Source organism: Pasteurella bettyae CCUG 2042 (genome assembly GCF_000262245.1).
GTDB classification, from domain to species: domain Bacteria; phylum Pseudomonadota; class Gammaproteobacteria; order Enterobacterales; family Pasteurellaceae; genus Basfia; species Basfia bettyae.
In genome coordinates this window covers 1-15461 of the sequence record NZ_AJSX01000046.1, presented here as the reverse complement: position 1 = coordinate 15461, position 15461 = coordinate 1, and the positions used below count along the sequence as shown (strand labels likewise).

16 protein-coding genes and 1 pseudogene are annotated in these 15461 nt (G+C 35.9%); 14 read left to right on the top strand and 3 right to left on the bottom strand.

Annotated elements, in window-relative coordinates; genetic code table 11:
• Position 1 precedes the first annotated feature (1 nt).
• The 3 genes from HMPREF1052_RS09880 (at position 2) to dolP (ending at position 1593) form a co-directional block, all read left to right on the top strand.
• On the top strand, positions 2-361 hold the full coding sequence (locus HMPREF1052_RS09880) for a YraN family protein (protein WP_005761642.1): 360 nt from the start codon (positions 2-4) through the stop codon (positions 359-361).
• A gap of 1 nt (position 362) precedes the next feature.
• Positions 363-950 carry a D-sedoheptulose-7-phosphate isomerase gene (locus HMPREF1052_RS09875; RefSeq protein WP_005761672.1) on the top strand — a complete coding sequence of 196 codons (588 nt, stop codon included), beginning with the start codon at positions 363-365 and terminating at the stop codon, positions 948-950.
• Positions 951-1011: 61 nt separating this feature from the next.
• Complete coding sequence (dolP, locus tag HMPREF1052_RS09870) at positions 1012-1593, top strand: division/outer membrane stress-associated lipid-binding lipoprotein (protein WP_005761645.1); 582 nt, start codon at positions 1012-1014, stop codon at positions 1591-1593.
• Between the two features lie 66 nt (positions 1594-1659).
• Here dolP and HMPREF1052_RS09865 read toward each other — a convergent pair whose 3' ends face one another.
• On the bottom strand, positions 1660-2190 hold the full coding sequence (locus HMPREF1052_RS09865) for an inorganic diphosphatase (RefSeq protein ID WP_005761673.1): 531 nt from the start codon (positions 2188-2190) through the stop codon (positions 1660-1662).
• Between the two features lie 104 nt (positions 2191-2294).
• Positions 2295-3005 (bottom strand): hydroxyacylglutathione hydrolase, encoded by a 711-nt coding sequence (gene gloB / locus HMPREF1052_RS09860; protein WP_005761643.1) that lies wholly within the window; start codon positions 3003-3005, stop codon positions 2295-2297.
• Positions 3006-3044: 39 nt separating this feature from the next.
• On the opposite strand from gloB, the gene HMPREF1052_RS09855 reads away from it, so the two are divergent.
• From HMPREF1052_RS09855 to HMPREF1052_RS09845, 3 genes are all read left to right on the top strand, one after another.
• A complete protein-coding gene (locus HMPREF1052_RS09855) occupies positions 3045-3758 on the top strand; it encodes a class I SAM-dependent methyltransferase (RefSeq protein WP_005761668.1) in 714 nt (237 codons plus the stop codon).
• Positions 3759-3823: 65 nt separating this feature from the next.
• On the top strand, positions 3824-5584 hold the full coding sequence (gene ycaO / locus HMPREF1052_RS09850) for a 30S ribosomal protein S12 methylthiotransferase accessory factor YcaO (protein WP_005761647.1): 1761 nt from the start codon (positions 3824-3826) through the stop codon (positions 5582-5584).
• Between the two features lie 65 nt (positions 5585-5649).
• On the top strand, positions 5650-6522 hold the full coding sequence (locus HMPREF1052_RS09845) for a DUF808 domain-containing protein (protein ID WP_005761664.1): 873 nt from the start codon (positions 5650-5652) through the stop codon (positions 6520-6522).
• Between the two features lie 96 nt (positions 6523-6618).
• Here the strand turns inward: HMPREF1052_RS09845 and prlC are convergent, their stop codons facing one another.
• Positions 6619-8691: an oligopeptidase A gene (gene prlC / locus HMPREF1052_RS09840; RefSeq protein WP_005761660.1), complete on the bottom strand. Its 2073-nt coding sequence runs from the start codon at positions 8689-8691 to the stop codon at positions 6619-6621.
• 134 nt (positions 8692-8825) lie between these two features.
• Between prlC and HMPREF1052_RS09835 the strand changes: the two genes are divergently transcribed.
• From HMPREF1052_RS09835 to HMPREF1052_RS09800, 8 genes and pseudogenes are all read left to right on the top strand, one after another.
• Positions 8826-9188 (top strand): YbaN family protein, encoded by a 363-nt coding sequence (locus tag HMPREF1052_RS09835; RefSeq protein ID WP_005761637.1) that lies wholly within the window; start codon positions 8826-8828, stop codon positions 9186-9188.
• Positions 9189-9194: 6 nt separating this feature from the next.
• On the top strand, positions 9195-10943 hold the full coding sequence (locus tag HMPREF1052_RS09830; protein WP_005761639.1) for an ABC transporter ATP-binding protein/permease: 1749 nt from the start codon (positions 9195-9197) through the stop codon (positions 10941-10943).
• Positions 10936-12594: an amino acid ABC transporter ATP-binding/permease protein gene (locus tag HMPREF1052_RS09825; protein WP_005761659.1), complete on the top strand. Its 1659-nt coding sequence runs from the start codon at positions 10936-10938 to the stop codon at positions 12592-12594. Before HMPREF1052_RS09830 ends, HMPREF1052_RS09825 begins: the two co-directional genes overlap by 8 nt.
• Before the next feature lie 164 nt (positions 12595-12758).
• Positions 12759-13523, top strand: a pseudogene (locus HMPREF1052_RS09820) (ABC transporter ATP-binding protein).
• Positions 13524-13585: 62 nt separating this feature from the next.
• Positions 13586-13861 carry a TroA family protein gene (locus tag HMPREF1052_RS09815; RefSeq protein WP_005761670.1) on the top strand — a complete coding sequence of 92 codons (276 nt, stop codon included), beginning with the start codon at positions 13586-13588 and terminating at the stop codon, positions 13859-13861.
• A gap of 121 nt (positions 13862-13982) precedes the next feature.
• Positions 13983-14408, top strand: coding sequence for a Mor transcription activator family protein (locus HMPREF1052_RS09810; protein ID WP_005761657.1), 426 nt, complete (start codon positions 13983-13985; stop codon positions 14406-14408).
• A 93-nt stretch (positions 14409-14501) separates the two neighbouring features.
• Positions 14502-15005 (top strand): glycoside hydrolase family 108 protein, encoded by a 504-nt coding sequence (locus HMPREF1052_RS09805; protein ID WP_005761667.1) that lies wholly within the window; start codon positions 14502-14504, stop codon positions 15003-15005.
• A gap of 60 nt (positions 15006-15065) precedes the next feature.
• Entirely contained in the window at positions 15066-15446 is a 381-nt protein-coding gene (locus HMPREF1052_RS09800) for a DUF2644 domain-containing protein (RefSeq protein ID WP_231284636.1), read from the top strand.
• Positions 15447-15461: the final 15 nt, after the last annotated feature.

Sequence of the window (15461 nt, the reverse complement as noted above, 5' to 3'; positions counted from 1 at the left end):
GATGTTTTCCTTAAAACGCCAAAAAGGGGCGAGCTTTGAGCAACAAGCTCGTCTTTTTTTAGAATCTCAGGGCCTAAAATTTATTGCGGCTAACCAAAACTTCAAATGTGGTGAATTAGATCTTGTCATGTTGGAGGATGAAACAATCGTATTTGTTGAAGTTCGCCAGCGAAAAAATGATATTTATGATTCTGCTATTGAAAGTGTTGATTGCTACAAACAGCAAAAATGGGTTGATGCTGCAAGTCTATGGCTGGCTCGCCAAAATAAAAGTTTAGAAGATACGAATTGTCGCTTTGATTTAGTCGCTTTTGGTTCAACAGCAACTGATATTCAATGGCTAAAAAATTTTATTGAATAATATGTTAGAAAAAATTAAAGATCTTTATACTGAAAATATCCAAACACAAATTGCAGCTTCACGCTTATTACCCGAACATATCGTTAATGCAGCTAATAAATTAGTGAATTGCTTATTACGAGGTAATAAAATTATTGTCTGTGGGCATGGACGTGCTTATGCTAATGCTCAATTTCTAGTCGCTAATCTATTAAATAGATATGATTTAGAACGTCCAAGTTTTCCGTCTGTGTTACTTAATATAGATGGGGCGGTAGGCTCTGCGATTGTTGCAGATAATCATGTGAATACACTCTATCAACGTCAGTTTAATGCTATTGCACAACAAGGTGATATACTTGTCGTCATGTCTCCTACCGCTGGTGATGCTTCTATTATCAATATATTAAATTGTGCGGTTAACAAAGATGTTTCAATTATTGCTTTTTCTGGTGCAAACAATGATCATCTACAAGGTCTACTTACTGAAAATGATCTTGAACTACAAGCTCCTGCTGTGAAAGAAAGTCGAATTTTAGAGAGTCATTTATTTACCATCAATGCAATATGTGAATTAATTGACTATAAATTGTTCACACAAAATAGTTGACAAAAAAAACCAGGCACACCACACTACTTACTGTATTTTCGGTTCTAGGAGATTTATACATATGCATATTCGTCAATTAAAAAAACTCGTATTAATTTTAGGTTCTGCTCTATTGCTACAAGGTTGTGTTGCAGCACTTATCGGTGGTGGTGCAGCTGCAACAAAAGTAGGAACCGACCCTCGTACCACAGGTACACAAGTGGATGATGAAACCTTAAAAATTCAAGTATATGATGCGGTAATTAAAGATGAACAAATTAAAGATGAAGGTCGTGTTGCCGTTTCATCATACAGTGGACGAGTCTTACTTATTGGTCAAGTTCCTAACGAAAGTTTGAAAGACATCGCAACAAGCTTAGCCAAAGGGGTTGAAGGCGTTGGTGAAGTTTATAATGAAATGCGAGTGGGTAAACCGATTACTGTAGAACAGAAAGCCAAAGATAGTTGGATTACCACAAAAATTAAATCAGATATGCTCGTCAACTCTTCAGTTAAAACCACCGATATTAAAGTGATTACTGAAAATAATGAAGTATTCTTAATGGGTAATGTAACTCAAGATCAAGGGAATGCAGCCGCAGAAGTTGCTCGTAATATTAGTGGTGTTGAAAAAGTTGTGAAAGTATTTAAATACTTAAATTAACACATTAAGTAAAAGGCAGATCACAATGATCTGCCTTTTTAATAATCTTATACTCAATAGTAAAAATTAACGTTCATTCCAACGTTTGATTGATTCACGAATTACTTCTTTCGCTTCTTCTACATCACCCCAGTGAGTCACTTTAGTAGAACCTGGTTTTTTCAGTGCTTTGTAATTATTGAAGTGAAATTCAATTTGTTTGATTAATTGTGCTGGTAAGTCAGCTAATGTGTTGTAAGCGTTACCTGTATCACGATCATCTGCTGGAACACAAACAATTTTATCATCAACTTCACCGTCATCAACAAATTTCATGACGCCAATTACTTTTGCTTCAAGGAACACACCTGTTGCTAATGGTTGACGAGTGATTAATAATACGTCTAATTCATCACCATCTTCATCTAAAGTTTGTGGAATGAAGCCATAGTTAGTTGGTTTTGCAAAAATTGCTGGCTCAACGCGATCTAATTGGAATGCTGCAACTTTACGATTCCATTCGATTTTGTGGCAACTACCTTCTGGAATTTCATTTACTACATTGATGATACCAGCGTCAACATCGCCTGGAGTTAAGATTTGGTTAAAATCTGCCATTATATTTCCTTTTTAAATATTAGTTGAAAACTTACTGATTATATCAGTTTTTATGGGAAAATTAACGTGTAAAGCATAAAAAGTGCGGTTAATTTCCATTTAATTTAAAAATTATCTTTTGCCTTACGTAATTCCGTAAATTCCTCTAAAGTTTTAGCCTTCAAAAATAAATTAATCGTTTTTTCTAATTTCATTGTGGTTGGTAAACTAGGCTTATTTTCAGCACGTAATTGCTCTATTAAAATTTTCTGATTTTTGACCGCAGTTTTTAGTTCTAGGTCTTTCGCCACTGCTTCAGCAAATAGCAAATTAGCCAAAGTATATTCATGTGCAGGGCAAACAATAGTTTCATCTGGCAGTAGTTTTAAACGCTGTAAAGCATCAAACATTTGTGCATAGTCACCTGTGAATACTCTTCCACAACCTGCTGAAAAAATTGTATCCCCACAGAATAAATGCCCATCAACTAAATAGCTTACGTGATGCGCTGTATGTCCCGCCGTAGGAATGACTTCTATTTGATAGTGTTCAGTTTGAATCTGTCCCTTATTAACAATCTGAGTTGCGCCTTTATCGGCTGTTTCAGAGGGACCATAAACCTCTAAATGAGGATAATAGCTCTTAAGTTCAGCCACACCCGCCGTATGATCATCATGATAATGAGTTAATAAAATTGCTTCTAATTGCAAATGATGCTGTTGCAAATAGGGTAATAATTTTGTTGTTTCTGCGACATCAATAACAATTACAGGTAAATTTTCTCGCCCATAAAGCCAAATATAGTTATCATTAAGTGCTGGTATTGGAGTTAACATAAACATTCCTATTTTTTAAGAGGTAATCAGATTAATCAAATGATGTGGCATGCTAAACATTCAAAACCTATGGATTTGCCTACTAGTTGGCAACAACTTCCCAATGGTCAAGATTATTGTAACGCACTTAGCCAATATTTTGCGAATTGGCTTCCAAATATTTTAGGTTATCAAGTACTCAAGATAGGTGGGTTAAGTGGGGAAATGCTCCTGGATCTACCCATGCGTCACCAATTGATCATTAGCCCCAAAATTTCTAAAAATCTGACCGCACTTTGTGATCAATCCGATATATCTATGGTACAAAGCAAAATTACCGAACTACCACTTATTGAAAAATCAATTGATGCCTGCTTTTTAATCAATACGCTAAATTTTACTGAAGATCCTCACCAAGTATTACGTGAAATTAATCGTGTAATCACTGATAGTGGGTTGTTATTTATTTCTCTATTCAATCCTATCAATCCATTATTTAAGCCTATCGTTGCTCATAGTTCACAGTATAAATTCAAATTGCGTCGATATCTCACTTGTCGTGTTATTGACTGGTTAGAATTACTTAATTTTGAGATTTTGGGCTGTGAAAAATTATCTATCTCATCTCATCGGAAGGCGACATGGTTTGCACCACTTATTGCGATCGTCGCACAAAAAAGAACTTGTCCTCTGACATTACAACCTGCAAAAATTCATTTCAAACAAACGGGAATGTTCACACCAGAAGCCGCCTTTAAAGAGATTAACCAATAAATACTTGCTCCTTTCAGCTTTCTTCTCTATTATGCTCGAACATTTTTTAATTAGTTGAGAGACATATGACAGAACAAACCTTTATTCCTGGTAAAGATGCTGCCCTTGAAGACAGTATCTCAAAATTTCAACAAAAGCTATTAGCATTAGGTTTTAAAATTGAAGAAGCATCTTGGTTGAACCCGGTACCAAATGTTTGGTCTGTGCATATTCGTGATACAGAATGTCCTCAATGTTTTACTAATGGCAAAGGATCCAGTAAAAAAGCAGCATTAGCTTCTGCTCTTGGCGAATATTTTGAACGTCTTTCTACCAATTATTTCTTCTCTGACTACTATTTAGGTCAAGAAATTGCAAACAGCGAATTTGTTCATTATCCATCAGAAAAATGGTTTCCAATTGAAGATCCCGATGTTTTACCAGAAGGTATTTTAGACGACTTCTTATTAAACTATTTTGATCCCAACCAAGAGCTAACCCCTGAATTATTAGTTGATTTGCAATCAGGTAATTATGAGCGGGGAATCGTAGCCATGCCTTATGTACGCCAATCCGATCAACAAACCGTATATATTCCGCAAAGTATCATTGCCAATCTTTACGCTTCGAATGGAATGTCTGCAGGCAATACTAAATATGAAGCTCGTGTTCAAGGATTATCAGAAGTATTTGAACGCTATGTTAAAAATCGTATTCTGAAAGAAGCCATTAGCTTACCGCTAATTCCCAAAGCGGTCATCGCACAATATCCAACCATTGAAGCATCAATCAAAAAATTAGAAGAAGAAGGTTTTCCTATTCTTGCCTATGATGCTTCATTAGGCGGTAAATATCCTGTTATTTGTGTCATTTTATTAAACCCTAATAATGGCACTTGTTTTGCCTCATTTGGTGCTCATCCTAATTTCCAAGTGGCATTTGAACGTACGGTAACGGAATTATTACAAGGTCGCAGCTTAAAAGATTTAAATGTGTTCTCTCCACCTTCATTTAACAATGATGATGTGTCAGACTTAGCCAACCTTGAAACACATTTTATTGATTCAAGTGGTTTGATTTCTTGGGATCTATTTAAGCAAAATGCAGATTATGAGTTTGTACATTGGGATTTTTCAGGCAGTTCACATGAAGAATATGACAATCTGATGTCAATCTTCAATTCAGAAGGCAAAGAAGTCTATATCATGGATTACAATCATTTAGATGTATATGCTTGTCGTAGTATCGTGCCTGGCATGTCGGATATTTATCCTAGCGATGATCTTATCTATGCTAATAACAACATGGGCATGGAATGGCGTGAAATTTTATTAGATTTACCGCACTTTCATCATGATGCTGAGACCTATCAAGAACTTTTAACAGAGCTTGATGACCAAGCTATCGATGATGCAACACGTGTACGAGAGTTTATTGGATTAGTACCACCGGCAAAATCAGGTTGGGTAACTTTACGTATCGGTGAATTAAAATCAATGCTCTACCTAGCTTTAGGTGATTTAGAATTAGCCTTAGACTGGGCAAACTGGACTTACAATATGAACAGTTCAGTGTTTACTCCAGAACGTGCTAACTATTATCGTTGCTTAATTAATAGCATTGAATTATTCCTTGATGAAAATCGTGAACCCTCACAATATCGCATGATATTTGAAAAAATGTATGGTCAAAGTGCGGTTGATTTTGCATGGAAAGCTATTCAGGGCGGTAATCCATTCTATGATTTATTAGCAGATGATGAAAACTTAGGAAAATTCCAAGCACATCAAAATCTATTAAAAGCATATGAAAAATTGCAAAAAGCAAAACGTAACAATTGGAAATAATACCGAGTCCTTTGATTCTAACCATTTAAACGTACATTTCAATGTACATATTTAGGATAATATTTATGGCGTTTAGCTCTCTATTTACTCTACTTGATGATATCGCAAGCGTACTTGATGACGTTTCCTTAATGACCAAAGCCGCAGCTAAAAAAACCGTTGGTGTGATTAGCGACGATCTCGCCCTAAATGCGAACCAAGTCAGTGGGAAAGATATTCTTGTAGAACGAGAATTACCCATTGTGTGGTCAGTTGCTCGGGGTTCATTAATTAATAAAGCAATCTTGATTCCCTTAGCTTTACTGCTTTCGATCTACTTTCCAGCGGCAATCAACGTGTTATTAATGATTGGTGGTGCTTATTTATGTTTTGAAGGTGTAGAAAAACTTTTACATACATTCTTGCATAAAAAAGAAGCCCATTCGACTGAACCTGCTGAAACCTCAAAAGAAAGCGATAAAATTAAAGGTGCGATACGTACTGACTTCATTCTTTCTGCTGAAATTATCATTATTGCATTAGGTAGTGTACAGGATGCAGATACGATGACTAAAGTTTTAAGCCTCTGTGCCGTTGGCTTGGGCATCACATTTTTCGTTTATGGATTAGTTGGCTTAATTGTAAAACTGGATGATATTGGCTTTTGGATGATGCAAAAGCGAAGCACATTACTACGTCAAATCGGACGTTTTTTACTCTTTATTATGCCATGGATTATGAAATCCTTATCAGTAATCGGTACTATCGCTATGTTTTTAGTGGGTGGAGGAATTTTTGTTCATTATCTGCCCGCAATTCACCATATTGTAGAAAATTTTTCGCTTTATCATCATGCCGCATGGTTAGTAGAAGGGTTAATCGGTGTGATCATTGGAGGAATCCTATGTGCCATTGTGCTTCCAACGATGAAACTATTTTCTCAGCAAACTAGCAATTAATGATTTAAATAAAAAGCAGATCAAAGATCTGCTTTTTTCGTAGTACGGAAGAATTTTTTATAAATCCACCGCACTTTTTATAATAGAAAAATAAAATTAAGATTTAGGAATGCATTCTACATGTTTTGCATCGGCTAAAATGCCTTTATGACGTAACAATGCATCTAAACTTGGTTTACGTCCACGGAAGCGTTCAAATAAAACCATAGGCTCTTCTGAACCACCTCGAGTCAAAATTTCATCTAAATAAGATTTACCTGTCACTGGGTTAAAAATACCTTCTTCTTCAAAACGAGAAAAGGCATCTGAAGAAAGTACTTCTGCCCATAAATAGCTGTAATACCCTGCCGCATAGCCACCACCAAAAATATGACTAAAGCTATTAGCTGTACGTTGCCATTCTACAGATTTAATCACAGAAACTTGCTCTTTTACTTGTTTTGATATGTCTAATACACGAGCTCCTTTTGTCGGATCATATTCATAATGCAAACGGAAATCAAACAGTCCAAATTCAAGCTGACGTAACATAAACATAGCAGATTGGAAATTTTTTGCTTTGATTAATTGATTCAATTTTTCTTTTGGTAAAGGTTCATGAGTTTGATAATGCCCTGAAATGAAAGCTAGTGCCTCTTCTTCCCAACACCAATTTTCCATAAATTGACTTGGTAATTCTACGGCATCCCATGGCACACCATTAATACCAGATACATCACCCACGTCAATTTGAGTGAGCATATGATGAATGCCATGCCCAAATTCATGGAATAAGGTAGTCACTTCATCATGGGTAAATAAAGCAGGTTTATCCCCTATTGGTTTATTGAAATTACAAGTTAAATACGCCACAGGTGTTTGAATTTGACCATCTGCTTTTAATTTACGACCAATACAGTCATCCATCCAAGCCCCACCACGTTTATGTTCACGGGCATAAAGATCGAGATAGAAACGGCCTCTTACTTGATCTTTTTCATCAACTAAATCAAAGAAACGTACATCTGGATGCCACGTATCTATCTCATGACGTTCTACTGCACGAATATTAAATACTCGTTTAACAACTTCAAATAACCCAGAAATCACTCGTTGCTCAGGGAAATAAGGACGTAATTCCTCATTATTAATGGCAAATAATGATTGTTTTTGCTTTTCACTATAAAATGAAATATCCCAAGGTTCAAAATAGGTTACACCATAGTTGTCGTAAGCAAAGTTTTTTAATTCACATAATTCATTTTTGCCTTGTTCTTTAGCACCTTTGGCAAGATTATTTAGAAAATCCAATACTTGTTCTGGACTTTCTGCCATTTTAGTTGCTAAGGAAAGATCTGCATAAGTTTCAAATCCTAATAATTTTGCTAATTCATACCGCAGTTTTAGGGTTTCTTCGATAATAGATGTGTTATCCCATTTTCCTGCATTAGGGCCTTGTTCTGAGGCTCGAGTAACAAATGCACGATACATTTCTTCACGTAATTCACGGTTTTCACAATAAGTTAAAACAGGAATGTAACTTGGATATTCCAAAGTAAAACGATAACCTTCTAGCCCTTTGCTTTCCGCTGATAATTTTGCAGCTTGTAATGCACTCTCAGGCAAGCCTTTTAATTGGTTTTCATCTGTTACAATTTTTTCCCAGCCCATCGTCGCATCCAACACATTATTACTAAATTGCGAACTTAATTCAGATAAGCGACTGACAATTTCTCCATAGCGTTTTTGTTGTTCTTCTGGTAATGAAATACCCGATAATTGGAAATCACGTAGGCTGTTTTCCACTGCTTTCTTTTGAGCAACCGAATAGTTAACAAATTCAGAGCTGTTTTTTAATTGTAAATAAGCTTCATATAAACCTTTATGTTGCCCTACCCAAGTGCCATATTCTGATAATAATGGCAAACAAGTTTGATAAGCCTCACGCAATTCATTACTATTTTTTACTGCATTTAAATGACTTACAGGTGACCATGCTTTACTTAGACGATCATTGACTTCTGATAATGGCTGACAAAAGTTTTCCCAAGTGAAGTGTGACTGTTTTAAAACTTTTTCAGTCGTATCACGACATTCTTGAATTAATTGTTCAATAGCAGGTTGAATATGTTCTGGCTTAATTTTTGAGAATTGAGGTAACACTGAATTTTCTAATAATGGGTTTGACATAAAGTCTCCTTATAATAAATTCCTAAAATTTAGGCGTTTAAATTAAATTGGGGTTTATTTTATAAAATCAAGTTTGAAAATGCTAAGAAATCATGGATAATTGAGAATTATTTTTCTTACGCTAAGGATTATGCATGAAATTAATTTTTGCACTATTAGGTTTTATTTTCCTTGGACTTGGCATCGCAGGGATTATTCTGCCATTAATGCCTGGGACGCCTTTCTTACTTTTAGCCTTATTTTTCTTTGCAAGAAGTTCTGATCGTTTACATCAATGGTTTTTACAAACCGAAATTTATAATAAACATCTAAAAAGTTTGAATGAACAACGAGCGTTAACGAAAAAATCAAAATTTTGGATTCTCTTCATTGTGACTATTATGCTCGCTATTGGCTTCTATTTCACGCCTTCTGTCGTAGGTCGTACGATTATTGCAAGTATCTTAATGATCAAATATTTCGTCTTTTTCTTTTATATTAAAACCATTGAGGAATAATCTGTCATGATGATTGACAAACGCCTAATTAATACTGTGCCAGACAGTAAAAAATGGATTAAAATTACCGTGCTATGGAATTGGCTCACGTTAGTGGGAGGTATCATCAGTGCCGTAGTATTTGCTTATGTATTACAACAAGCATTTAAACAAGAACTTTCGCTCATAAGTGCGGTTGTTTTTTTTATTATTTTAGTTGGAGCATTGTACTTACGTTCTTTTGCAAGTAAAAAATCCGTGAATGCGTCTTATTTTGCAAGTACGCAAGTGAAACACCATCTACGTACATTAATTTATCAAAAGCTCTCTTCAATGCCTTTAAATCAGGTAAACCAACAATCTACTTCATCAGTTATTCAAATTGCTTCGGAAGGCGTAGAACAAATTGAAATTTATTTCGGTCGTTATTTACCGCAGTTATTTTATAGTCTACTTGCACCACTTACATTATTTATCTTTTTGGTCTTTTTTAATGCTCCAACAGCCTTGGTATTATTAGTCTGTGTACCTCTTATTCCCATGTCGATTATCGCTGTTAATAAAATTGCCAAAAAATTATTAGCCAAATATTGGGGAATTTATGTAGGATTAGGTAGTAGCTTTCTTGATAACTTACAAGGGTTAATTACGCTAAAAACCTATCAGGATGATGAATATAAAGCACAACAAATGAATGTTGAAGCAGAACATTTCCGTAAAATCACCATGAAAGTCTTAACTATGCAGTTAAATTCTGTATCACTGATGGATTTATTAGCTTATGGTGGTGCGGCTATTGGAATTATCATGGCTTTATTAGAATATCAAGAAGGTGATATTAGCATATTTGGTGTGATTCTTTTCATCTTACTTTCATCCGAATTTTTTATTCCATTACGTTTATTAGGTTCATTTTTCCATGTAGCAATGAATGGTAAAGCCGCTTCAGATAAGATTTTTGCTTTATTAGATACCGCTGTAGAAGAAAATACTGATGCGGAAACATTCAAAAAACAAGAGCAAGTTAAAGTGCAAATTAATGATTTACACTTTGCTTATAACGCTGAAAAAACTGCCATTAATGGACTAACTCTGACGATAGAACCAAAACAATTAACGGTATTTGTGGGCAAAAGTGGCTGCGGAAAATCCACATTGGTTTCGCTACTGATGGGATTCTACAAACCCCAACAAGGTGAAATTTTATTTAACCAACAAAATTCTGCCAAAATTGACCGCACTTCGCTCTATCAACATATTTGCTTAGTAAGCCATAGTAGCTATGTGTTCAAAGGTAGCCTACGTGAAAATATGTTGATGGCTAATTTACAAGCGACTGATGAACAAATCTATCATGCGCTTGAACAAGTCAATCTGGCTAATTTTGTGCATGAAAATGGCGGATTAGATATGCCATTATTAAGCCGTGGTACCAATTTATCTGGTGGACAAATTCAACGTTTAGCACTTGCTCGTGCTTTATTACATGATGCAGATCTTTATATTTTTGACGAAGCTACTAGTAATATTGATATAGCAAGTGAAGAAATTATTCTGCAATTTATTCAGCGTTTAAAGCAACAAAAAACGATAGTGATGATTTCTCACCGACTTGCCAATGCTGTACATGCGGATCATATTTATGTGCTACAGGCTGGGCAATTAGCGGAACAAGGGACACATACAGAATTAATGTATAATAATGGACTCTACACAGAAATGTTCACACAACAACAAGATTTAGAAAATGTCAGAAAGGAGGCAAAACATGCGTAAAAATGGATTTGTTGTAATGTGGCATTTGCTTAAATTAGTCACACCATTAGCTCATGTAATGTCCTTTACCATTATTATGGGAACCCTTGGCTTCCTTTCTGCAATTTTCATTATGGTACTGGGAGCAATGGGATTATCAAATCTCCTTGGCTTTAATACACATTTAGGAATTTCTGAAATTCTGACCGCACTTATTGTTCTTGCCGTAGCTCGCGGTATCTTACGTTATCTCGAACAGGCTTCAGGTCACTACATTGCTTTCAAACTTCTCGCATTATTACGAGATAAAGTCTTTAGTGCTTTACGGAAATTAGCCTTTGTTAAATTGCAAGATAAACAAGCTGGTCAATTACTTTCATTAGTGACCAATGATATTGAATTGTTAGAAGTATTCTATGCTCATACCATCGCCCCTATTGTGATTGCTTTTCTGACTTCAGCAATTTTACTATGTGTATTTGGTCATATTTCAGGCTGGTTTGTATTAGTAGCACTACTTGCTTATCTTACTATTGGCGTGATCTTACCCATTATTACTACTCAAATGGCGCGTGAAGATGGTCGCCGTTATCGTGAATTAGTGGGCGAAATGAATGACTATTTCCTTGATAGTATTCGAGGTATGAAAGAAATTCAATTATTTGGAAATGAAGATGCACGCTTAAAAGAAATTAATCAACGTAGCCAAGCTATTGATAAAGCCTTCTTACTAATTAAAAACCAAGAAGGAAAAGTGCGTGCTTACACAGAAATTGCGGTTTCAGCATTTAATATTTTAATTTTATTTACAGGCTTAATTCTATTCTATTATCAACAAATTAATTTTGCGGGTTTACTCATTGCTGTAATTTTATTAATGTCAAGTTATGGCCCTGTAATCGCTTTAAGTAATCTTTCTAATAATATGCTGCAAACTCTCGCTAGTGGTGAACGTGTTTTAGGACTATTAGCAGAACAGCCTAATATTAAAGATGTTACAACAGGTGTAGATTTAGTAGATATTCAACAAATTCAAGTTGAATATCTAAACTTTGCTTATGGTAATGAACAAATTCTGCAAAATATCAATCTTAGTGTAAATAAAGGTCAGATTGTAGGAATTCATGGTCGTAGTGGCAGTGGTAAAAGTACCTTATTAAAATTAATTATGCGTTTCTTCGATCCTCAACAGGGAAAAATTTGCATTAATCAGACCGCACTTCCATCAATAAATACTACAAGTTTGCGTGATAATATTGCTTATATAACCCAACAAACTTATATTTTTAATGAATCAATCTATGAAAATATCCTGATGGCAAAACGTCAAGCGACAAAAGAACAAGTCATTGAAGCGGCTAAAAAAGCCAGTATTCATGACTTTATTATGAGTTTGCCCGAAGGTTATGAAACCAAAATGACAGAAATGGGCAATAATTTATCCGACGGCGAAAAACAACGTATTGGTATTGCCCGTGCCTTCCTGTGTGATGCACCAATCATTTTATTGGATGAACCAACCAGTAATTTGGATAGTCTGAATGAAGCGATGATTTTGCAATCTTTACTCAAAGTAAAATCTGAAAAACTTATTTTATTAGTGAGTCATCGTAAATCTACTATGGCAATTTGTGATCACTTCATTACTATCGAAAATGGTCGATTATCTTAACTTCAATTAAGGTGAGTGAATAACTCACCTTTTCTTTTCCTAAAAATTTTTATTTTTAATACCGCACTTATTCATAATTTGTTTAAATAACACTCAATACACATTGAACAGCTTAATCTTTTCAGTTAAAATTCATCGTCTTTTCCTAAGAATGAGAATAAATTTTGTTTCAATTAAATCAAGTATCCTTTTCAATTCCCAATAGGACATTATTAGAGCCTATCACTTTAAGTTTTGAACTAGGCAAAGTCTATGGATTGATTGGTCATAATGGTTCAGGGAAATCCACATTAATTAAATTGATTGCTAAACAAAATTCTTGCTCATCAGGCTCTATACTTTTTGAAAATAAAGATATTAATCATTGGTCTAGTCGTGAATTTGCTAAACGTGTTGCTTATCTTCCTCAACACCTTCCCTAAGCCACCAACTTAACCGCCAGAGAGCTTATTGCTATGGGGCGCTATGCTTGGAATGGTCTATTTGGTAGTAATAAGAAAGAAGATAATGCGGCTATTGATCATGCATTAGTATTAACACAAACAGAAAAATTTGAACATCAATTAATCGATGTTCTATCAGGTGGAGAACGCTCGCGCATTTGGCTAGCTATGCTGTTGGCACAACAAAGCCAATTCTTGTTACTGGATGAACCTTTAGCAGCACTAGATATTGCCCACCAAGTAGAAGTCATGCAATTAATTCAAAAATTGGCCCACCAACTTAATCTTGGAATTATTATTGTTATCCATGACATTAATCTTGCCTCACGTTTTTGTGACCATTTAATTGCCTTACATAGTGGTAGATTACTTGCTCAAGGTAATGCTCATGAAATTGTCAGTCGTGATAAATTAAAACAAATCTATGGTATTGATCTTAATGTGATTTCACATCCTTATATTGATCGCCCTGTTAGTTTTTATTGATAAATTTTATGAAAACTCTCCGCACTTTTATCCTTTCAATATGTTGCTTATGTACTAGTCTAATGGCTCAGGCAACTAAGCCTAACCCCGCTTTTGCCACACTAGATTGGACGGTAGCAGAAACCATGATAGCTTTAGGAGAAGAGCCTATAGCCATTGGTAATGTGAATAGTTATAATAAATGGGTTGTAGAACCTGAACTTTCTTCATCAGTTCAAGATCTCGGTATTCGTTTACAACCTAATCCTGAACAATTATCACATCTTTCACATCGTCTTACTTCACAGTCACTACAATTTATTAATACCAGTTGTAGGGTAGTGACAATATTTGCATAAATAAATAAAGTACCAATCCCGCCTAGTGCGGGATTTTTCTTTACCTTTTCTCCTGTAGAACCCTGCTTTTTGAAATTTACGTGTGATAATCCGCCCCAAATGGTCATATATGGGGAGTTTTATGCAGTCCAAGTTTGAAAGTGTCGCTGAGTATCTGCCTGAGATTGTGTTGGAAATGGTGGAATTAATTAGGTTTGTTGACGTAGAAAAAATTATTAATCAGTTCGGCGGAGCTACTTTCCGTTTTACTGATGGCTCGGTTTATTTTCCTAAATTGAAAGAATTAATCAGTCTTGAAAATGCGGTGAAATTGCGCCATTATTTTAAGTCTGAAGAAGTCTATATCCCTCGTTGTGAGGTTGCGCTCCGGTTGTTGCGTAATGAGAGATTAAAAGCTGATTTTGATTACACTACACATGGGCAAAAGAAAAGTAAAAGAACGGCAATGCTGGAAATTTGTCAAAAATATAATGTTTCAGATCGTTGGGTAAAAGAGATTGTGCGCGCTCATCAAGCCCAGAAATATCAGCAGGTTCCCTTGTTTTAAAACAATAGGGAGTGAGGAAGTCCATCCCCCATCAATTACACTCCATTTAACACAGAATACCTTCAATCATATCAACGATTGAGGGTATTTTTTATGTCTTTATCTTTCCAACAAATTTTTGACCGACTTATCGGACACGAGGGCGGTTATGCCAATGACCCACAAGACCCGGGCGGGGAAACCAACTGGGGTGTCACTAAACGCACCGCACAGGCGAACGGCTATACCGGCAACATGAAAACCATGACACGCCAACAAGCCTACGAAATTTACCGTCGCGCATTTTGGTTACGTTACAACTGTGAGCAAATGCCTGATGCCGTTACGTATCAATTTTTTGATGCTGCTGTGAATCACGGTTTCGGCAATGCGAGCCGTATGTTGCAACGCGCGGTGGGTGTGTTAGATGACGGCATCATCGGCAAATACTCTCTCGAGGCCATCAATCGCAATCCAATCTCTGACACGTTGATGGTGTTAAATGGCGAACGCCTTAATTTTTATATCCGATTAAAGAACTTTGACTATTTTGGCAAAGGCTGGGTGAATCGTGTGGCACAAAACTTGAGATATGGAGCGCAAGACAATGAAGTTTAAGTTTTCAGACATTTTAGGATGGTTTTTTGATTGGTTCGGCTTGAGAGCAAAACAAACCAAATGCCGACCTTACTTTTACAGCAAAAATGCGTGGAGTTATGTCGGCAATGGCAAGATGACACCGGCATTCAAATTAATGTTGAGACTTTGCTCATGAGAAAGTTTTTTGAATTATTCACAAATGACAACGGGCGCGCCAGCACCACTGGCTTTATTCAATTTTTTGGCTTTTTAATGCTTGCCGGCGTGCTTGTGTATTCGGTCTATCTCGGTCGTGACAATTCGACCGATCTCTATTTGTATTTTGCGTTTTTCTGCGGCGGGTCGGCAGCGACAAAAGGCGCAGTGATGGCATATCAGTCCAAAAACAAACGCAATAACAATCAAAACTATCAACCCCGACATCATGACAATGACAACTATCCTCGACCGGGCCTGTGAGGTGTGAAATGAACC